The 19375-nt window shown below is 67.6% G+C and carries 16 protein-coding genes; 8 read left to right on the forward strand and 8 right to left on the reverse strand.

The features are described from left to right. The first annotated feature begins 22 nt into the window (after nucleotides 1-22). From HT136_RS18155 to HT136_RS18170, 4 genes are all read left to right on the forward strand, one after another. Complete coding sequence (locus HT136_RS18155; RefSeq protein WP_214201243.1) at nucleotides 23-2809, forward strand: phosphoenolpyruvate carboxylase; 2787 nt, start codon at nucleotides 23-25, stop codon at nucleotides 2807-2809. Between the two features lie 150 nt (nucleotides 2810-2959). Then, nucleotides 2960-4165 (forward strand): hydrolase, encoded by a 1206-nt coding sequence (locus tag HT136_RS18160; protein ID WP_214201244.1) that lies wholly within the window; start codon nucleotides 2960-2962, stop codon nucleotides 4163-4165. Beyond that, a complete protein-coding gene (locus tag HT136_RS18165) occupies nucleotides 4162-5181 on the forward strand; it encodes an arginine N-succinyltransferase (RefSeq protein WP_214201245.1) in 1020 nt (339 codons plus the stop codon). Before HT136_RS18160 ends, HT136_RS18165 begins: the two co-directional genes overlap by 4 nt. 14 nt (nucleotides 5182-5195) lie before the next feature. Beyond that, complete coding sequence (locus HT136_RS18170) at nucleotides 5196-6458, forward strand: N-succinylarginine dihydrolase (RefSeq protein ID WP_214201246.1); 1263 nt, start codon at nucleotides 5196-5198, stop codon at nucleotides 6456-6458. Nucleotides 6459-6549: 91 nt separating this feature from the next. On the opposite strand, the gene HT136_RS18175 is transcribed toward HT136_RS18170, so the two are convergent. From HT136_RS18175 to HT136_RS18185, 3 genes are all read right to left on the reverse strand, one after another. Then, a complete protein-coding gene (locus HT136_RS18175; protein WP_214201247.1) occupies nucleotides 6550-8766 on the reverse strand; it encodes a transglycosylase domain-containing protein in 2217 nt (738 codons plus the stop codon). Between the two features lie 149 nt (nucleotides 8767-8915). Further along, entirely contained in the window at nucleotides 8916-9329 is a 414-nt protein-coding gene (gene msrB, locus HT136_RS18180; protein WP_214201248.1) for a peptide-methionine (R)-S-oxide reductase MsrB, read from the reverse strand. Between the two features lie 73 nt (nucleotides 9330-9402). Further along, on the reverse strand, nucleotides 9403-10287 hold the full coding sequence (locus HT136_RS18185; RefSeq protein ID WP_214201249.1) for a dienelactone hydrolase family protein: 885 nt from the start codon (nucleotides 10285-10287) through the stop codon (nucleotides 9403-9405). A 151-nt stretch (nucleotides 10288-10438) separates the two neighbouring features. Here HT136_RS18185 and HT136_RS18190 point away from each other — a divergent pair, with 151 nt between their 5' ends. After that, nucleotides 10439-10912 (forward strand): protein tyrosine phosphatase family protein, encoded by a 474-nt coding sequence (locus HT136_RS18190; protein WP_214201250.1) that lies wholly within the window; start codon nucleotides 10439-10441, stop codon nucleotides 10910-10912. Here the strand turns inward: HT136_RS18190 and purU are convergent. Continuing rightward, nucleotides 10902-11756 carry a formyltetrahydrofolate deformylase gene (gene purU, locus HT136_RS18195; RefSeq protein WP_214201251.1) on the reverse strand — a complete coding sequence of 285 codons (855 nt, stop codon included), beginning with the start codon at nucleotides 11754-11756 and terminating at the stop codon, nucleotides 10902-10904. The two genes, HT136_RS18190 and purU, sit on opposite strands and share 11 nt — an antisense overlap. A gap of 29 nt (nucleotides 11757-11785) precedes the next feature. Further along, on the reverse strand, nucleotides 11786-12805 hold the full coding sequence (locus tag HT136_RS18200) for an NAD(P)H-dependent flavin oxidoreductase (protein WP_214201252.1): 1020 nt from the start codon (nucleotides 12803-12805) through the stop codon (nucleotides 11786-11788). Here HT136_RS18200 and HT136_RS18205 point away from each other — a divergent pair. Continuing rightward, nucleotides 12789-13316 carry a hypothetical protein gene (locus tag HT136_RS18205; RefSeq protein WP_214201253.1) on the forward strand — a complete coding sequence of 176 codons (528 nt, stop codon included), beginning with the start codon at nucleotides 12789-12791 and terminating at the stop codon, nucleotides 13314-13316. The two genes, HT136_RS18200 and HT136_RS18205, sit on opposite strands and share 17 nt — an antisense overlap. Nucleotides 13317-13497: 181 nt before the next feature. Here the strand turns inward: HT136_RS18205 and HT136_RS18210 are convergent, their stop codons facing one another. Beyond that, nucleotides 13498-15852, reverse strand: a complete 2355-nt coding sequence (locus HT136_RS18210) for a glycoside hydrolase family 3 N-terminal domain-containing protein (protein ID WP_246543886.1) — start codon at nucleotides 15850-15852, stop codon at nucleotides 13498-13500. Between the two features lie 261 nt (nucleotides 15853-16113). After that, on the reverse strand, nucleotides 16114-16449 hold the full coding sequence (locus tag HT136_RS18215) for a GIY-YIG nuclease family protein (RefSeq protein WP_214201254.1): 336 nt from the start codon (nucleotides 16447-16449) through the stop codon (nucleotides 16114-16116). A 94-nt stretch (nucleotides 16450-16543) separates the two neighbouring features. Here HT136_RS18215 and HT136_RS18220 point away from each other — a divergent pair, with 94 nt between their 5' ends. Next, nucleotides 16544-17098, forward strand: coding sequence for a DUF2239 family protein (locus HT136_RS18220; protein WP_214201255.1), 555 nt, complete (start codon nucleotides 16544-16546; stop codon nucleotides 17096-17098). Between the two features lie 105 nt (nucleotides 17099-17203). Here the strand turns inward: HT136_RS18220 and HT136_RS18225 are convergent, their stop codons facing one another. After that, on the reverse strand, nucleotides 17204-18463 hold the full coding sequence (locus tag HT136_RS18225) for an aspartate kinase (RefSeq protein ID WP_425516903.1): 1260 nt from the start codon (nucleotides 18461-18463) through the stop codon (nucleotides 17204-17206). Between the two features lie 103 nt (nucleotides 18464-18566). Between HT136_RS18225 and ubiG the strand changes: the two genes are divergently transcribed. Further along, nucleotides 18567-19364 carry a bifunctional 2-polyprenyl-6-hydroxyphenol methylase/3-demethylubiquinol 3-O-methyltransferase UbiG gene (gene ubiG / locus HT136_RS18230; RefSeq protein ID WP_214201256.1) on the forward strand — a complete coding sequence of 266 codons (798 nt, stop codon included), beginning with the start codon at nucleotides 18567-18569 and terminating at the stop codon, nucleotides 19362-19364. Nucleotides 19365-19375: the final 11 nt, after the last annotated feature.

The raw sequence follows: 19375 nt of genomic DNA on the forward strand, positions 1-19375 counted from the left end.
CGATTGCGAAGGAACCCTGACGATGACCGGACCTGCCCTGACAACTGTCGAGGAATTGACCGCCCGCCTTCGCGAACTGCACAAGCTCACGGCCCAGACACCGCTCTACAACCCCGTTTTCCAGCTCGGCCTCGAACTGTCGCGCAAGCTGGAGAACGGGGAGATGACGCTCGACCAGATCGAGGCGTTGGTGGCCGAAATGGAATGCGAGGGGCTGCGCGCGCGCGCCGCGCGGCTCGACCGGGTGCTGGGCACGCTCTCGCCCGAGAGCAACGACGCCGCGCTCGATGCGGCCGCCGCGCAGGATGACTTCACCGACTTCGCGGCGCACTGGCAGCGGCCCGCGGGGCACGTCGTGTTCACCGCGCACCCCACCTTCCTCCTGACCGAAGCGCAGACCGAAGCGGTCGCCACCTCGGCATCGCACGGCGATTTCTCGCAGGCCAGCGTCTGCGCCGCGAGCGCCGTGCGCGACACCATCACCCTCGACTACGAGCACGCCAAGGCGATGGACGCGATGAAGCGCGGCCAGAAGGCCCGCGACCGCATGGCCGCGCGCCTGTTCGACATCGCCGCGCACCGCTGGCCCAAGCGCTGGAAGAGCCTCCAGCCGATGCCGGTCCGCTTCGCCACCTGGGTCGGCTACGACATGGACGGGCGCACCGACATCTCGTGGAACACCTCGATCCGCTACCGGCTTGAGGAAAAGGCGATGCGGCTCGAAGGCTATGCCGAGAGCCTCGCCCCGATCGAGCCCAACATCGCCGCGCGTCTGCAGCGCGCCGCCACGCACACCGCCGAGATGGCGCGCCTCTTCGCCCAGGACTTCTCAAACCCCGAAGCCCTGTCCAGCGCCGCGAATGCGCTGACCGCCTCGCATCCCGACAAGCTCATCAGCCTGTCCGACGTGATCGCCGAGCTCGAGGAAGAGGCCCGCCACGCCGGCCACGAAACCGCGCGCGAACTGCTCGTCGTGGCGGCAGCCATGCGCGGCGATGGCCTGGGCATGGGCGGCATTCATTTCCGCGTGAACGCCTCGCAGCTCCAGAACGCGATCCGCCGCCGCATCGACCCCGATGGCAAGCTTTCGCTCTCCAGCCAGGCCGCGCTGATGCGCATGCGCGAGCTGCTCGCCGAAGTGAAGCCGGTGAAATCCAACTTCGCCGCGCTCGCCATCGAAAACAGCACCGCCGTGCGCCAGTTCCTCGCCATGGCGCAGATCCTTGCCCACATCGACGCCGACGCACCGATCCGCATGCTCGTCGCCGAGTGCGAGCAGCCCACCACGGTGCTCGCCGCGCTCTACTTCGCACGCAAGTTCGGGATCGAGGACAAGGTCGACGTCTCACCCTTGTTCGAGACCGAAACCGCGCTCGAACACGGCGGCCGCTTCCTCGATGCCGTGCTCGCCGAGCCCGCCTATCGCGATTACGCCAAGCTGCGCGGGCGCGTGTGCATCCAGACCGGCTTTTCCGACGCGGGCCGCTTCGTCGGCCAGATCCCGGCCGCTCTCGCGATCGAGCGCCTCCAGGGCCGTCTTGCCGAAGCGATGGCCGCCAACTCGCTGACCGACGTCTCGGCGCTGATCTTCAACACCGGCGGCGAATCGATGGGCCGCGGCTGCCATCCCATCAGCATCGATGATCGCTTCGACTGGCAGATGTCGCCCTGGGCGCGCCGCCGTTTCCTGCGTGCCAGCATCCGCCTCGAACCCGAAGTCTCGTTCCAGGGCGGCGACGGCTACCTCTGGTTCGGCTCGGACGAACTCGCCCTCGCCACGCTCACCCGCATGGCCGAGAAGCCGCTCTGGGGCGCCGACGCCGACGCACAGACCGACGTGTTCTACCGCCGCACCGATCTCAGCCTGGACTTCTACCGCGCGATCCGCCGGGTCCAGCACGAACACCTTGAATCGGCAACCTACAGCCGGGCGATCACCGCCTTTGGCCTGGGCATGCTCAACGACACCGGTAGCCGCAAGTCGCGCCGCCAGTCGGACCTCGCCTCCGACCGCACGATGAACTTGCGCCAGATCCGCGCGATCCCGCATAACGCGATCCTCCAGCAGCTGGGCTACCCGGTCAACGTGATCGCGGGTGTAGGCACGGCGGCCGACGGCAACGTCGAGGAAATCGCCGAACTGCTCAAGGACAGCGCGCGTGGGCGCCAGATCATCCGCATGGTGCGCGCCGCCGACGCGCTCGGCTCGATCAAGACGGTGAGCGCCTATGGCGAGCTGTTCAACTCGGCCTATTGGGCGAGCCGCCCTTATCGCGGCGACGAGCAGTACATCTCCGAGGCCTGCCTCACCATCGGCGAACACCTCACCAAGGATGATCGCACCGGCGTGTTCCGCCGCCTCGCCTCGCGCCTGCGCGTCGACGCGATGAAGCTGCACAAGCTACTCGACCTTGTCCCCGACGAGGCTCCCCTGCCCGATCGCGAGCACACCCGCCGCTCGCTCGGGGTGCTGCAGGCGCTGCGCATCGCGCTGATGAAGCACATGTTCCTGCGCGCGGTGATGGTCCCCGCCTTCTCCCGCGCCAACGACATCAGCCGCGACGACGTGCTCGAGATGGTCTTCACATTGCGCATCGAGGACGCGCTCGCGCAGCTGCGCCGCGCCTTCCCGGTCCACTTTCCCTCGATCCAGGATTTCCAGATCGACGAGCCGAGCGAATACCCTGATGGTAGCGCGGCGGGCTATGGCCAGATCCACGAGGACTACATCCAGCCGATCGAGCGCAGCCACGCCTTGGGCCTGCGCATCACCACCGCCATCGCCAACGAGTTCGGCGCGCACGGGTAGGCGCGCGGGGCCTTTGCTTGCCTCGTCGAAAGAGATCGTAGCGCTCGTTGGCCCAAGCCTGCAGGTTCGGTCGGAACCCGGCCCTTGCCCTCCCGTTATAATTATGTTTCGTATTCGAAAAATGATTGGACAGGGAAAGGACCGCGCCGGATGACCGGACTGACCCGTGACGAAGAGGCCCTGCTGGCCCCCATCGAACGCGCGCCCATCGAGGCGCGCACGCTCGATTGGGCGGGGGTGAACAGCGGCACGGCCAACCTAGAGGGCCTCGCCACGATGGCCGAAAAGCTGGCCGATGCCTTTGCCGAGCTGCCCGGAGAAGTGACCCTCGTCGAGCCCGGCGAGGTCGCGAAGGTCGACGCCAGGGGTGATGCACAGGCGCAGCCCCATGGGCGCCATCTCGTCCTTTCGGTGCGCCCCGAAGCGGAGCGCCGCGTGATCCTGACCGGCCACATGGACACCGTCTATGCCAAGGACCACCCGTTCCAGACCTGCGATTGGCTCGACGGCGACACGCTCCACGGGCCGGGTACGGCCGACATGAAAGGCGGCCTCTCGCTCCTGCTGGACGGCCTGCTGGCCTACGAAAGATCCGCGCCGACGCTCGGCTACGATGTCCTGATCAATTCGGACGAGGAAACCGGCTCGCTCTCCTCGAACGCGCTGATCGCGAAACTTGCCAAGGACAAGCTTTTCGCCCTCACGTATGAGCCCGCCCTGCCGGATGGCTCGATGGCGCGCGCGCGGCCGGGTTCGGGCAACTACGCCGCGGTGATCCGCGGGCGCTCCGCCCATGCCGGGCGCAATCCCGAGGACGGGCGCAACGCCCTCGTCGCCGCAAGCGACCTCGCGCTGCGGCTCGCCGCCGGGCGGCGCGAAGGGCTCTCGGTCAATCCCGCGCGGATCGAGGGTGGGGCCCCGAACAACACCGTGCCCGACCTTGCCATCCTCCATTTCAACGTGCGACCGCGCACGCCCGAACTGGCCGAGGCCGCGCAGGCGATGGTCGAGGCCGCAATCGCCCAGGTCGCCCACCTTCACGAGGTCGAGATCCATCTCCACGGCGGCGTCTCGCGCCCGCCCAAGCCGATCTCGGGCAAGACCGAAGCGCTCTACGGAGTAGTCTCGCAAGCCGCCGCCGACCTTGGCCAGGCGATGCACTGGAAGGACACCGGCGGCGTGTGCGACGGCAACAACATCGCGGCTTGCGGCGTCCCCGTGCTCGACACGATGGGCGTTCTGGGCGGCGCGATCCATTCGCCGGACGAGTTCCTGCTCGCCTCTTCGCTCGCGCCGCGCGCGGGGCTCACCGCACTCGTTCTCCACCGCATCGACCGCAAGGGCCTGCCCGCATGACCTTTCTCCTTCGTCCCGCCCGCGAGAAGGACCTCGAGGCGCTCTACCGCATGGCCAAGAGCACTGGCGGGGGCTTCACCAACCTGCCGCCCGACCGCCCGACGCTGAAGGCCAAGCTCGCCACGGCGGCGCAGAGCTTCGCGCGCGAGGAGGAGGGGCTCGGCAACGACCTATTCGTCTTCATCCTCGAGAACACCGCGACGGCACGCATTGGCGGAACCTGCCAGATCTTCTCGCAGGTGGGCACCAAGTACCCCTTCTATTCCTATCGGATCGGGCGCATCACCCAGCATTCCAAGGAGCTCGACCGCACCTTCCGCGCCGAGATGCTGACGCTGTGCACCGATCTCGACGGATCGAGCGAGGTCGGCGGGCTGTTCCTCGACGCGGGCGAACGCGCGAGCGGCGTCGGCAAGCTGCTCGCGCGCAGCCGCTATCTCTTCATGCGCGCGCACCGTTCGCGCTTTGCCGACCGCACGCTCGCCGAACTGCGCGGCGCGATCGACGATGCAGGCAACTCGCCGTTCTGGGACGGGCTCGCAGGGCGCTTCTTCGACATGTCCTTTCGCGACGCCGACGAATTCAACGCGCGCCACGGTCACCAGTTCATCGCCGATCTCATGCCCAAGCACCCGATCTACACCGCGCTCCTCTCCGAAGCCGCGCGCCAGGTCATGGGCCAGCCGCACTTCTCCGGGCGTCCCGCCAAGCGCATGCTGGAGAACGAGGGCTTCACCTTCCAGAACTACGTCGACATCTTCGATGGCGGACCTTCGATGATGGCCGAGACCGACCGCATCCGCACCATCCGCGAGGCGCAGGACGCGCCGATCACCGCGCTCGCGCCCCGCAGCGACGATCCGGCCACGCATCTCGTCTCCTGCGGGCATCTCGCCCAGTTCCGCGCTTGCCAGGGCGAGTTGACCGGCGATGCCGCCGGCGTCACGCTCGATGCCGAGAGCGCCGAACTGCTGGGTGTCGGCATCGGCGACACGATCACCTTCGCCCCGGCCTGAGGACCTTTTCTGTCATGATCACCGAAATCAACTTCGACGGGATCGTCGGCCCCTCGCACAACTACGCCGGGCTCAGCCTCGGCAATCTCGCCTCGGCGAAGAACCTGGGCAAGGTTTCGCGCCCGCGCGAGGCGGCGCTCCAGGGCCTCGCCAAGATGCGCGCCAATCTCGAACGCGGGCTGGCGCAGGGGTTCTTCCTGCCGCAACGCCGCCCCGACGAAGGCTGGCTGCGCGCGCTTGGCACCACGCCGGAAGCCGCAAGCCCGGCCCTTCGCGCCAACGCCATGTCCGCCTCTTCGATGTGGGCGGCCAACGCAGGCACGGTGAGCCCGGCAAGCGATTGCGCCGACGGACGCTGCCACATAACCGTCGCGAACCTGGTGACGATGCCCCACCGCAGCCACGAATGGCGCGAGACGCTGGCGCAGTTGCAGCTCGCCTTCGCCGACCCCGAAGCCTTCTGCGTACACGGCCCGGTGCCGCCCCCTTTCGGCGATGAAGGCGCCGCCAACCACATGCGGCTTTGCACGCGCCACGAGGGTCCTGGCGTCGAGGTCTTCGTCTATGGCGAGACCGGTGGCCCCTTCCCCGCGCGCCAGCACCGCGAGGCAAGCGAGGCCATCGCCCGCCTCCACGGGCTCGATCCCGAACGCACCGTCTTCGCCCTGCAATCGCCCAAGGCGATCGCGGCGGGGGCCTTCCACAACGACGTCGTCGCCGTCGCCAACGAGCGCGTGCTCTTCGCGCACGAACTGGCCTTCGCCGACAGGGACGCGCTCTACGCCGAGTTGCGCGCAAAGTTGCCCGAGATCGAGATCGTCGAAGTCCCCGCCTCGGCGGTAAGCCTCGCCGATGCGATCACCTCCTACCTGTTCAACGCGCAGCTCGTTACCTTGCCCTCAGGCGAAACCGCGCTGGTGCTACCCGGCGAGGCCCGCGAAACCCCGGCGGTGTGGAACTGGCTCGAGGCCCATGTCGCGGGCAATGGTCCGATCCGCCATCTCTTCGTCCATGACTTGCGCGAATCGATGGCCAATGGAGGTGGTCCTGCCTGCTTGCGCCTGCGCGTCGTTGCCGATCCCGCGCGCGTCGATCCGCGCTTCCTGGCAAATCCCGACAAGCTGGCCGCCATCGAGGCCGTCGTGCGCGAACACTGGCCCGAGGCGATCGCGGTGGAAGACCTCGCCAGTCCGGCACTGTGGCGCCAGTGCGTCGCGGCAAGGGCCGCGCTGTGCACCGCGCTTGACCTGCGTGAAATGGACCGGGACGCCTTCTGACACCGGACAAAGGATCATGAAAAAGGGCGGCGCGGGATTGCTCCCGCGCCGCCCTTTTTTTTTCATTTTCCGACCGTACCCGGCAGGCGCCTCAGTAAGGTGGCTGGGGCTGGGGCGTCGACGTGCCGCGCGGTACGGGCGGGCGCTGTCCCGGCAAGCCGCGTGTGACGGTTACCGGAGGCGGGGTGGACGGGCCCTGCGGGCGCGTGACGGTGCCCTGCCGGCCGGTCGCGCGGTCGAGGAAATCCTCGTTCGCCGCTGCCGGTCCCTGCGATGGCATGGGAACCGGCGCCGGTCCGGGGCCCGGCCCGGGGAACGGCGAACCATCCTCGTAGCGCGGTTGGTCGGCATTGGCTCCGCCGGTCGTGGCATCGGGGTACACCACGTTCCCGTTCTCATCGACGTAGTAGTAATCGTCGGGATCGCCCTGGAGCGATTCGTCGTCGGGTTCGAGCTGCCATTCGGGCAGCTTGAGTTCGGTGTCGAACTTTTCGACCGGCCGTCCCTGCACCGCCACGGCCATGTAGTCGTGGAAGGCCTTGGCCGGACCGGTGCCGCCCCACAATCCGCTCACACGCTTCGCGTCGTCACGGCCCATCCACACGCCGGTGGTGACCCCGCTCGAGAAGCCGAGGAACCAGCCGTCCTTGTTCGAACTGGTGGTGCCGGTCTTGCCCGCAACGGGCCGGCCGATCTGCGCGCGCCGACCGGTGCCGGTGGCGACAGCGGTCTGCAGCAGGTCGGTGATACCGGCCGCCACGTAATGCGGAACGAGCATCTGGCCCTGAACCGACTTGTGCTCGTAGAGCACCTCGCCCGAGGTCGTCGTCACCTTGCGGATGCCGAAGGGCTCGACCGAGGTCCCGCCCGCCGAGACCGCCGCGAAGGCGCGGGTCATGTCGATCACGCGCACTTCCGAGCTGCCGAGCACCATCGAGGGGTTGGTGCCCACCGGCGTGGAGATGCCGAAGCGGCGCGCCATGCTGGCAACCGTGCCGAAGCCCACTTCCGAGCCGAGCTTGGCCGCGATGGTGTTCTTCGAATAGGCGAAAGCCGAGCGCACGTCGATCGGGCCGGCGAACTTGCCGTCGTCGTTCTGCGGGCTCCAGCCATCGATCGTGACCGGCTCGTCGACGACCTGGTCATCGGGCGTGTATCCCGCCTCGAGCGCGGCCATGTAGACGAACAGCTTCCACGCCGAACCGGGCTGGCGCACGGCCTTGGTGGCGCGGTTGTAATTCGAGGTGATGTAGTCGGTGCCGCCCACCATCGCGAGCACGGCGCCATCATTGTCCATGCTGACGAGCGCGCCCTGCGCGCCCTTGGGCACGTTGCTGTCGACCGCCTTGGTCGCAGCTTCCTGCATCTTGGGATCGAGCGTGGTCCACACTTCGATCGGCTCGGTCGTCTCGGGCAGCAGCATGTCGAGCTGGGGCAGCGCCCAGTCGGTGAAGTAGCGCACCGAGTTCTGGCCGCTCTCGCTTGCCATCTTGACCTGCGACAGGTCGGTGGCGTCGGCTTCGGCCTGCGAGATCGCGCCCGTCTCGACCATCAGGTCGAGAACCACCTTGCCGCGATCGATCGAGGCCTGGACGTCGGCGGTCGGCGAATAGTGCGATGGCGCCTTGACCAGCCCGGCGATGATGGCCGCCTCGCCGGTCGACAGTTCGGTCGCGGGATGGCCGAAGAACTTGCGGCTGGCCGCGTCGATGCCGTAGGCCCCGCCGCCGAAATAGACCTTGTTGAGGTAAAGTTCGAGGATCTGGTCCTTGGTGAACTTGCGCTCCATCGCCAGCGCCAGGATCATCTCGCGGCCCTTGCGCCCGAAGGTGCGGGCGTTGTTGAGGAAGATATTGCGCGCCAGCTGCTGGGTGATGGTGGAGGCACCCTCGCGGAAGTGGCCCTTCTCGAGACGCACCTTGAAGATGCGCGCGAGGGCCACCGGATCGACGCCGATGTGCTCGCGAAAGCGCCGGTCCTCGGTCGAGATGATGGCGTCCTTCATCACCTGCGGGATCTGGTCATAGGCAAGCCACTTGCCGTAGCTTGGCCCGAGCGAGACGAGTTCGGACCCGTCGTTCGCGCGCACCACGATCATCTGCCCGTTCTGGCTGCTCTCGAGCGCGGAAAGGCTGGGCAGCTCGCGCATCGTGAACATGACCGCGGTGCCCAGGAAGATCGCGCCGAGCAGGCACAGCGCCGCCCCCCAGATCAATCCTGCCCGCACGATACGGCGCCAGAGCGGTTTCTTTGCAGTCTTGCGCGCAGACGCCGCCGATTTCGGGCGCCGGCCGGAATTGTTGGCCATCGGTTGGATGAAGTTCCCTGTGACGGACGCACATCGTCCGGGCGACGCTCTACACTTTGCAGGGCGAAATGTAACCTGCCGTTAACAGCGCCCGTCGAACGGCCTGGCCGTTTGGCCAAAGAGGCCTGCGCCTGCGCGCCGTTATGGCCTCAATCCTCGCCTTCGTCCGCTTCGGGCTCGAAATCGAGCGAGGCGCTGTTGATGCAGTACCGCAGCCCCGTGGGCCCCGGACCATCGGGGAATACATGGCCCAGATGCCCCTCGCAGCGCGAGCAGAGCACTTCCACGCGCACCATACCGTGCGACATGTCGCGCCGCACTTCGAGCGCGCTCTCGTCGACCGGCGCCGAATAGGCGGGCCAGCCGCAGCCCGAGTTGAACTTTTCCTCGTTGCTGAACAGCGGCGCTCCGCAGCCTGCGCAGAAATAGGTGCCGTCCTGATAGTTCTTGTCGTACTTGCCGGTGAAGGCGCGCTCGGTCCCGGCCTCGCGCAGCACGTGGTATTGCTCGGGGCTCAGCTTTGCGCGCCATTCCGCGTCGGACAGGGTGAGCTTGTCGGTCATGGGCTTCTCCTTGGCCCCGGATATGGGACGAGGCCGGGTATTTTCCAAGCGCGCGAGGGCCTTCGCGCTGCTTCTAGAGGCCGGCGAAGAGCACCAGCATGCGCTTCCACGCCCGGTCGGCCTCGTCCGGATCCCACGAGGGTGTATCAGGCACGCACCAGCCGTGATCGGCGTCGTAGACCTCGATCTCGGCCTCGCGCCCGGCTTTCGCGGCCGCCTCGCGCAGCTGCGTCTTCTGGTCGCTCTGGCGCGCATCGTCGTTGCGCGCGATCGCAAAGAGATAGGAGGCCTTGGTCTTTGCAAGGAGACGATGCGGGCTGTCGGGCTCCTCGCTCACCAGCCCGGCGCCGTGGAAAGAGGCCGCGGCCTTGACCCGCTCGGGCGCCGCCGCAGCCGAGCGCACGGTGAAGGGCCCGCCCATGCAGTAGCCGTTCGAGCCGATGCCGCGCGTGGTGTCGACTTCCTCGCGCCCATCGAGGAAGGCGACGAAGGCGGCCGCGTCGCGGGTGATCGCCGCGGGGGTCAGCTCCTCGCGCATCGGGGTGATGCGCGCCTGGCCTTCGGGCGTGCGCCAGTCGGCGAAGCTCCTGAGCACGGGGGCGGGGCTCGAGCGGTAGTACTGGTTCACCACCAGGACCGCGTAGCCTTCCGCCGCGAGCGTGCGCGCCATGATCTTCTTCGCCTCGCGCAGCCCGGCAATGTCGGGCCACATGATCACGCCGGGGTGGCGTCCATGCACCGGGTGCACGAAGAAGGCATCGCACACGCCGTCCTTGGTGGTGACCGAGACCATGCCTTCGCGGATGTCGCTGCCCCCGGCCGCCGTACCCTTGGCACCGACGGTGCATCCCGCCAGGGCCGCGCTTGCGCCTAGCGCGGCGAATGCGCGCCGATTGAGGCCCTTGGCCGCCCCGACGGCCCGGGTTGCATTATCGGCTGCGGTAAATTCATCGCACATGCTTGCTGTCCACTTTTTGCGCTCTTGCTGTTCATCAAGGTAACGGCACTTGAACGCACAGGCGAGCCCCGGGTTCAGGTTTCGCGATGGTCCCTCCGCTTGCCACCGCCCGACGGAGCCCTAGACTGACCCCGAAAGGACCCACGCGCCAATGCCCGATCCCGACGACATCGCCGCCTGGCAGCGCCTTGATGCCCGTATCACCACCTCGGGTTACCTGACGCGCGGCGATCCGGCGCGGCTCAAGGCGCTTGGGGTCGCCTGCGTGATCAACCTCGCGATGCCCGGTTCGGACCATGCATTGGACGGGGAAGCCACGCTGATGGAGGTGCAGGGCCTGGCCTACGTCGCCATCCCCGTGCCCTTCGATGCGCCGGAAGAGGCGCATTTCGCCGAGTTCTGCAAAGCGATGGAGCGCGCCGCCGGGGCGCCGGTCCACGTCCACTGCATCGCCAATTGGCGCGTGAGCGCCTTTTTCTACCGCTGGAACCGGCTGCAGGGGATGAACGAGAGCACCGCGCGCAGCCTGATGATCCGGCAATGGGATCCGGTGACCAGCCCCCACCCCTCGGCCCCGGCCTGGGCCCGCTTCGTCGAGGCGGCGCCGCGCCGCGTCAGCTCTTGAACACCACCGTGCGCTGGCCATTGAGGAGCACCCGGTCCTCGAGGTGCAGGCGCACCGCCTCTGCCAGCACGCGCCGTTCGATGTCGCGCCCCTTGCGCACCATGTCGTCGGGCGTGGCGGCGTGCGTCACGGCCTCGACGTCCTGGTGGATGATCGGGCCTTCGTCGAGGTCGGCGGTGACGTAGTGCGCAGTCGCGCCGATCATCTTGACCCCGCGCGCGTGCGCCTGGTGGTAGGGCTTGGCGCCCTTGAAACCGGGCAGGAACGAGTGGTGGATGTTGATGCAGCGGCCCGAGAGGTAGCGCGCCATGTCGTCCGAGAGAATCTGCATGTAGCGCGCAAGCACCACCAGTTCGGCGCGGGTCTCCTCGACCAGCGCGCGCACCCGGGCTTCCTGTTCGGCCTTGGTGTCACTCGTCACGGGCATGTGGTGGAACGGCACCCCGTCGAGCAGGTGCGTGCCGAAGGCCTCGCGCGGGTGGTTCGAAACCACCGCGACGACGTCCATTGCGATCTCGCCGATGCGCTGGCGGTAGAGCAGGTCGGCCAGGCAATGGTCGAACTTGCTCACCATCAGCAGCACGCGGCGCGCACGATCGCGGCGCAGCATCGACCAGGCCATGGCGTATTCGTGCGCGATCGGCCCGAACCCCTCGCGGATTTCCTCACGGTCGGTCGTGCCCGGATCGAAGGCCACGCGCATGAAGAACTTGTCCTCGGCGAGGTCGTTGAACTGCTGCGCCTCGATGATGTTGCAGCCGCACCGCGCGAGATACCCGGTCACCCGCGCGACGATGCCGGGGCGGTCGGCGCAGGACAGGGCGAGGATCATCGGTGCGGACATGCAAGGGTTCCTTCGGAAATGGGGGAAGGTCAGGCCGCCGAGCGCTTGGTGAGCGCGGCTTCGCTCTCGTCCATCAGCGCGGCGAGAATATCGGCCACCGGCTCCTCAGCCTTGACCATGCCGACCGACTGGCCGGCCATGACCGAGCCGTTCTCGACGTCGCCGTCGATCACCGCGCGGCGCAGCGCCCCGGCCCAGAAATGCTCGATCGCCAGCTGCGCCTCGCCCATGTCGACTTCGCCGGCATCGAGCCGCTTGGCGACCTCGATCTGCTTGGCGGTGAACTCGTCGGTGCCCTTGTTGCGCAAGGCGCGCACCGGGATCACCGGCAGGCGCGGATCGACCTGCACCGAGGCCACGGCATCGCGCGCGGAAGCGCGGAAGAACATCTTCTTGAAGTCGGGGTGCGCGATCGATTCCGCGGCGCAGGCAAAGCGGGTGCCCAGCTGCACGCCCGCCGCGCCCATTTCCAGATAACCGGCCATCGCCTCGCCGCGGCCGATGCCGCCCGCGACGAAGACCACGTGTTCCTCGGCCAGCGCGGGGAGGATTTCCTGCGCCAGCACCGAAGTCGAGACCGGACCGATGTGGCCGCCCGCTTCCGAACCCTCGATCACCAGCGCGTCGGCGCCCGAGCGCAGCAGCTTCTTGCCGAGCGCCAGCGTGGGCGCGAAGCAGATCACCTTGGCCCCGCCCTCCTTGATCGCCTCGACGCTGCCCTTGGGGGGAATGCCGCCCGCCAGCACGACGTGGCCGACGCCATGCTTGATGCAGACCGCGATGAGATCGAAGAGCTGCGGGTGCATCGTGATGAGGTTCACGCCGAAGGGCTTTTGCGTGAGCTGCCGGGTCGCGGCGATCTCGGTGTCGAGCAGCTGGGGGGTCATCGCCCCGCAGGCGATCACGCCAAAGCCGCCCGCGTTGCTGATCGCGGCGACGAGATTGCGTTCGGAAACCCAGGACATCGCACCGCACAGGATCGCCGTCTCGGTCCCGAGGAATTCACGCCCCCGGGCCATCAGGGCGAGTGTCTTGCTGTGTGCGGTCATCGAAAATCCTTTTGCGCGATATGCCAAGCGATGCGCCATAAGCGGTGGAGAGAAACTGGACAAGCCGCGATGCGGGAACCAATCGCCGTTCTATAACTTAGGGATGCTTGTCTCGGTTCTGGAACGTTTCAAAATTGCAATTTTACGGGGGTCGCGCGTGTATCTATCAAATCCTGAGGGCCTTTCGCTCGCCAATCCCTCACAGGATATCATGCAGATTCCTTCCGATTTCCGCCTCGACGCGAGTCTTTTCGAAGACATTCTCGACCTTGAGGCCTGCGTACGACTGGCCGCCTCGGGCTCGGATGTGCCCGGCCTTCCGGGGCTCGATGAAATACACGATGCCTGGATTGCGCTGGAAGGGCGGCTTCCACAGGCGCTCGACAGCTATCTTGGAACCTGCGTCGAGCGCATGCTCGATGCCTCCCGTCGGCGCGACAGTGCCGCCATTGTCGAGGCGCAGAAAACCATCGCGACGCATCTCACCGAGTTTCGCAAGCGCACCGCTTGACGACGAAACACGCGTCCCAAACACAGCCTGAACCGATTACCGGGCGCAAGTGCGACCGGGAGGATCCCCCTCCCCCCGGTCGCAGCGCGATCCGTCCGGTCGTGTTTCCCACCCCCCAGCGGGCACGTCCGGACAGACTTCTACCTGGCGCAAGTGGCCAGGTGCGGAGCGTGCGCGCCGCTCAGGGCGCGATCGTGAACTCACCGGCCAGGTCGGCCTTGGAACTGCCGCCGACCCAGACATCGAACGCACTGGCGTCCTCCACCCAACCGCGCGTTGCCGCGCTCCAGTAGCGCAAGTCGTCCGCCGTGAGCGTGAAGGTCACGCGCCGCGTTTCGCCCGGGGCCAGCGCCATGCGCGCGAATTTCTTGAGCTGACGTACCGGGCGCGAGGACGTTCCCGCGCGCTGGTGGATGTAGAGCTGGGCCACTTCCTCGCCCTTTCGCTTACCCGTATTCGTCAGATCGAAGCTGACATCAAGAGACGCGCCCTTGGCAATCGTGTCCTTCGACACGGCAAGGTTGGCATAGGCGAAAGTCGTGTAGCTCAGGCCATAGCCGAAGGGATACCTCGGCGTGCTGGTGGCCGTGTCCCAGTAGCGCGTGGCCGCGCCCCAGGGCGCGTGGCTGGGCATGAAATCATAGCTGTAGGGCGCCTCGCTGGCGCTGTTGATCCAGCTGTAGGGCAGCTTGCCGCCCGGCACCGCATCGCCCATCAGGAGATCGGCCACAGCCGGTCCACCCTGCGAGCCGGGGTACCAGACGTCGAGCACCGCGGCAGGCCTGGCCCCCTTGAGATCGATCGGGCGCGCGCTCATCAGCACCAGCACGACCGGCTTGCCGGTGGCGATCACGGCCTCGAGCAGTTCCTGCTGGCGCCCGGGCAGGCCAAGGCCTTCGCGCGAGGCGGATTCGCCCGCCATGTTCTGCGCCTCACCCAACACCAGCACTGCCACATCGGACTCCGCCGCCAGGGCCACGGCCTTGTCGAACTCGCTCTTCGCGTCGAACGCGGGCAGCGGCACCGGCGGGTTCACCTTCCCGTCGAAGAACGACTTGTGGATCCGCTCGGGCACGGGCACGCCGGGGGAATAGGACAGCGCGACCTTGGTGCCGAGCTTGGCCTTGAGCCCCTCCAGAATGCTCACCCCGGTCGGCTTGGGCCCGGTAAAGACCCAGGGCCCCAGCGTATCGTGCCAGGAATCGGCGAAAGGCCCGATCAAAGCGATCGACTTCGTCTTCGCCGCATTGAGCGGAAGCAATCCGCCCTCGTTCTCGAGCAGGACGGCCGAGCGCTCGGCCGCCGTGCGCGCGACTTGCGCGTGCGCGGGATCGGCGATCTGCGCGGCATAGGCCTTGGGATCGACATAGGGATTCTCGAAAAGACCCATGCGGATCTTCGCCTCGAGCAGGCGCAGCACGGCGGTGTCGAGCGTATCCTGGCTGACCGTGTCCGCCTTCACCGCATCGACGAGCGAGAGCATCGGGCTCTTGCCCGGAAACTCCATCGAGAGATCGACGCCCGCGTTGATCGCGCGCGTGGCCGCTTCCTCAGGGCTCGCGGCAGCGCCCTGGCGCGGCAGCGAGAGCACCCCGCCCGCATCGGTGACGACGAAGCCCTTGAAGCCCCACTCCTTACGCAGAACCTCGTTCAGCAGCCAGCCGTTGGCCGCCGCCGGCACGCCGTTCAATTGCATGTAGGCGCTCATGATGTTTCCCGCGCCAGCATCGACCGCCGCCTTGAACGGGGGCAGGTAGACGTTGTGAAGCTGGCTGTCCGACAGCTCGACCTCGTCGTAGTCGCGTCCGCCGGTCGCCGCGCCATAGCCGGCAAAGTGCTTGGGGCCCGCGATGATGTGACCCGGCGCGCCGATGTAGCTACCCTGGAAGCCGCGCACTTGCGCCGCCGCCATCGCCGCCCCCAGCACGGGGTCCTCGCCGGCGCCTTCGACGATACGGCCCCAGCGCGGATCGCGCGTGATGTCGACCATCGGCGCGAACGTCCAGTTCACGCCCGCCGCGCGCGCTTCGGCCGCCGCCACCGCCTGCCCGGCCTCGGCCACCTTGGGGTCCCACGAGGCGGCCATCGCCAGCGGCACCGGCATGATCGTGTGGAATCCGTGGATCACGTCAAAGCCGAACAGCAGCGGGATCTTGAGCCGCGAATTCTCGACCGCAATGCGCTGGAGGCGGTTGACCTCGTTGGGATCGGTCACCAGCAGCAGCGAGCCCACCTCACCGCGCGCGATCGCCGCGTCGGCATCATAGGGCTTGGCCGAGGCATCCGACGTCGTCGCGCCGGCGTTGGTGCCGCTGTAGAAGAACTGGACGAGCTGCCCGACCTTCTCGGCCTGGGTCATCTGGCCAAGCAGCGCGCGGGCGCGGGCCTCGACCGCCGCGTCGGAAGGGGGAGCCGGCGTGTTGCGAGCCGGGGGCGCCTTGGCCGCGAGGGCGCCCGGCGCGACGCCGCCCGCGCCTGCCGCCAGACACGTGGCCATCAGCAGAACCCGCAAGCGGGCGCGATGAGGGTTCTTCAATTCCGGTCTCCTGCGACATGGCCGCGTGCCCTGACGGGAACGCAAGTGGACGGGCAGGGACTATGGGAATTGCCCGGAAGGCACGCGCGCGGCCCCGGCAAAATCCATCCGCTTCCCCCCGTCCGCGAATACCGGCAAGACTAAGTCGAGCTTGGCGTGCAGGTGTATTCGAAAGGCTCGAACTATCCGCGTGGCGAAGGAACTCTGGCCAATTCGACTGCGTAAACCCATCTTTTCCGGACCGCCTGACGCCGTGTCGGCTCAAATGCGCTTCGCGCCAAGATGGGCGATCCAGTGTTCATGACGCTCCTTGAGAACCCGCTCACGCGAAAGGCCGAGCGCGTCCTCCTCGTCCAGTTCCTCGAGCAGCGAAAAGGCAAGGCCCGCCCCGCCCTCCTCGTTCCACGCCGCCTGCATGTCCCGATGCGGGCTGGTGCCCTGGCGCAGGACGAACAGGACCCGGTTGGCGATCGTGTCAAGATTGCTCGCCCGTCCGACCCAGGCGGCCCCGCTGCGCGCGGTCAACGCATAAATTCCCGGTCGTGGGCGCCGTTCGCGCCAGGCGGCCTGCGCGGCCTTGCGGTGCGACTTGTCCAAACTGCGTGCTCCTCCTGTTCGCGATCCAGCGACGATTCGATTTCTACCCGGATATATTGACCCGCGGCGAAGATCAATTTACCCGGATGAAATTATGACGTCATCCCCTTCTCCCGCCTGCACCGCCTTTCGCGGTCACCAGGTCATCGCGCGCGGAACGCCCGAGCGGCTCGTGCGTGAGCTGCACAAGGCACGCGAAGGCATCCTCGTCTTCGACGACACCACGGGCCGCGTCGTCGACCTCGATTGGCGCCTGGCGCAGATCGCCGAGGAGCCGGGCGAAACCCCACCGCCACCCCGCCGGCGCGGTCGCCCGCGGCTCGGGGTCACCGCGCGCGAGGTCACCCTGCTCCCGCGCCACTGGGACTGGCTGGCCCTGCAACCGGGCGGCGCCTCGCAGGCGCTACGCCGTCTCGTCGAGGAAGCGCGCCGGGCCGATGGCGGGCGAACCGCCAGGCGCCAGGCGCAAGAGCGTTGCTACCGCGTGCTCTCGGCGCTCGGCGGCGACCTGCCCGGCTTCGAGGAAGCCTCGCGCCAGCTCTTTGCCCAGGACATGGCCGCATTCGCGCAAAGCCTTGCCGCCTGGCCGCCGGACTTGCGCGACTACATCCTCGGCCTGTCGCGCCCGGACAGCGAGCCATCTGCGTGACAACCACGCAAGACCGCCCGGAATCGCGCGCGATTCCGGGCGGTCGAAACGGTGTACCAAAGCGGCCTCCCTTCGTTCGGGAAATCCGCGAAGGGCGAAGGCCGATCAGCTCTTGGCGTCAAGCCCGTAGGCGGTGTGCAGCACGCGCACGGCCAGTTCGGTCTCGTCGGCGTCGATCAGCACCGAGACCTTGATCTCGCTGGTCGAGATCGCCTGGATGTTGATGCCGCGATCGGCCAGCGTCTTGAACATCGTCGAGGCGACGCCCGCGTGGCTGCGCATGCCCACGCCCACGACCGAGATCTTGGAGACCTTGTCGTTCGAGATCAGGCGGTAGAAGCCGATCTGCTCCTTGCGCTCTTCGAGCATGGCGATCGTGCGCGCCAGATCGGCCGTCGGCGCGGTGAAGGTGACGTCGGTCTCGCCCTTGTCCTTCGCCACGTTCTGGATGATCATGTCGACGTTGATGTTCGCCTCGGCCAGCGGGGTGAAGATCGAAGCCACCGCGCCCGGACGGTCGGGCACGCGGGTAAGGGTAACCTTCGCCTCGTTCTTGTCGGCGGCGATACCGGTGATCAGCTGGCGTTCCATGTCGCTTTCTTCCAATTCTTCATCGCTGACAATCATCGTGCCGGGCAGGTCGTCGGCCGGCGGGGCGTTCTCGTCGATGAACGAGGAGAGCACCTGCACGCGCACGTTTTCCTTCATGGCGAGCGAGACCGAGCGGGTCTGCAGCACCTTCGAGCCGACCGAGGCCAGCTCGAGCATTTCCTCGTAGGTGACGAGCGGCAGCTTCTGCGCCTTGGCGACGATGCGCGGGTCGGTGGTGTAGACGCCGTCGACGTCGGTGTAGATGTCGCAGCGATCGGCCTTGATCGCTGCGGCCACCGCCACCGCCGAAGTGTCCGAGCCGCCCCGGCCCAGCGTCGTCACCCGGCCTTCGGGCGAAACGCCCTGGAAGCCCGGGAACACCGCGATCTCACCCCTGCCCATCGAGGCCAGCACGGCATCGGCGTCGATGTCCTCGATGCGGGCCTTGGCGTGGGCGCTGTCGGTCTTGATCGGCGCCTGCCAGCCCTGCCACGAACGCGCCTTGCAGCCCATCGCCTGGAGGGTGAGCGCAAGAAGGCCCGAGGTCACCTGCTCGCCCGCCGAGACGACCACGTCGTATTCGGCCGGATCGTAGAGCGCGTTCGCCTCGCGGCAGAAATTGACCAGGCGGTCGGTCTCGCCCGCCATCGCGGAAACCACCACGGCCACTTCGTGCCCGGCTTCCTGCTGGCGTTTGACAATACCCGCCACGCGCCGGATTCGCTCGGTCCCGGCCATGGAGGTGCCGCCGAATTTCATCACGATACGGGCCAAGGTGCCAGTGCTCCCGTCAAATAAGGTATCGCGTGCGGCTGTGTGAAAATTTCAATCCACGCGCGATATGGATAAGGTTCGGGCGCGCTGTTAGGGGGGAGTCATGAACAATGCAACTCCCACTGCGACTCCCGACGCGATTCCTGCCGCCGCCCAAAGCGCCGCTCCGGCAGCCGCGCCCGCCACGATCCGGCCCGAAGAGGCCGCGCACTTCGGCACGCTGGCGGCCGAGTGGTGGGATCCCAAGGGCTCCTCGGCGATGCTGCACAAGCTCAACCCGGTGCGCCTCGGCTTCATCCGCCAGGCCATCGACGCGCACTTCCACACCGAGACCCGGACGCTGAAGCCGCTGGCGGGGCGGCGCGCGCTCGATGCCGGGTGCGGCGCGGGACTGCTGTGCGAACCGCTCGCCCGCCTCGGCGCCGAGGTCACCGGCGTGGACGCCGCGCCCGAGAACATCGCCGCCGCGCGCGCGCATGCCGAAGCCTCGGGCCTTGCCATCGACTACCGCTGCGGCGAGTTGGGGAGCCTGGGCCTTGCCGGGTTCGACCTCGTCTGCTCGCTCGAGGTGATCGAGCACGTTGCCGACAAGGGCGCCTTCCTCCAAAGTCTCGCCGGCTGCCTCGCGCCCGACGGGCTGATGATCCTTTCCTGCCCGAATCGCACCACGCGCTCGCGCCTTCTGCTGGTCGAGGCCGCCGAGCGCCTCGGCAAGGTCCCGCGCGGCACACACGACTGGGCCTCGTTCCCCACGCCCGAAGAGCTGGCCGAGCTCGCCGCCGGAGCCGGCCTCGAACTGGGCGAGCCGACCGGGATTTCCTGGTCGCCCACCAAGGGCCTTCACCTGTCCGAAGACCTTGCGCTCAACTTCATCGTGACCGCGCGCCACGCCCGCACCTGACGAGAGCGTTC

The organism is Novosphingobium profundi (genome assembly GCF_018491765.1).
In the GTDB taxonomy this organism is placed as follows: Bacteria; Pseudomonadota; Alphaproteobacteria; order Sphingomonadales; family Sphingomonadaceae; genus Novosphingobium; species Novosphingobium profundi.

Bases quoted from the DNA above. Each gene is read 5' to 3' on its own strand.
- HT136_RS18185 (WP_214201249.1), bottom strand. From the start codon at position 10,287: ATGTGCGATGAATTTACCGCAGCCGATAATGCAACCCGGGCCGTCGGG.
- HT136_RS18200 (WP_214201252.1), bottom strand. From the start codon at position 12,805: ATGACCGCACACAGCAAGACACTCGCCCTGATGGCCCGGGGGCGTGAA.
- HT136_RS18155 (WP_214201243.1), top strand. From the start codon at position 23: ATGACCGGACCTGCCCTGACAACTGTCGAGGAATTGACCGCCCGCCTT.
- HT136_RS18175 (WP_214201247.1), bottom strand. From the start codon at position 8,766: ATGGCCAACAATTCCGGCCGGCGCCCGAAATCGGCGGCGTCTGCGCGC.
- ubiG (WP_214201256.1), top strand. From the start codon at position 18,567: ATGAACAATGCAACTCCCACTGCGACTCCCGACGCGATTCCTGCCGCC.
- purU (WP_214201251.1), bottom strand. From the start codon at position 11,756: ATGTCCGCACCGATGATCCTCGCCCTGTCCTGCGCCGACCGCCCCGGC.
- HT136_RS18170 (WP_214201246.1), top strand. From the start codon at position 5,196: ATGATCACCGAAATCAACTTCGACGGGATCGTCGGCCCCTCGCACAAC.
- msrB (WP_214201248.1), bottom strand. From the start codon at position 9,329: ATGACCGACAAGCTCACCCTGTCCGACGCGGAATGGCGCGCAAAGCTG.
- HT136_RS18165 (WP_214201245.1), top strand. From the start codon at position 4,162: ATGACCTTTCTCCTTCGTCCCGCCCGCGAGAAGGACCTCGAGGCGCTC.
- HT136_RS18160 (WP_214201244.1), top strand. From the start codon at position 2,960: ATGACCGGACTGACCCGTGACGAAGAGGCCCTGCTGGCCCCCATCGAA.
- HT136_RS18190 (WP_214201250.1), top strand. From the start codon at position 10,439: ATGCCCGATCCCGACGACATCGCCGCCTGGCAGCGCCTTGATGCCCGT.
- HT136_RS18220 (WP_214201255.1), top strand. From the start codon at position 16,544: ATGACGTCATCCCCTTCTCCCGCCTGCACCGCCTTTCGCGGTCACCAG.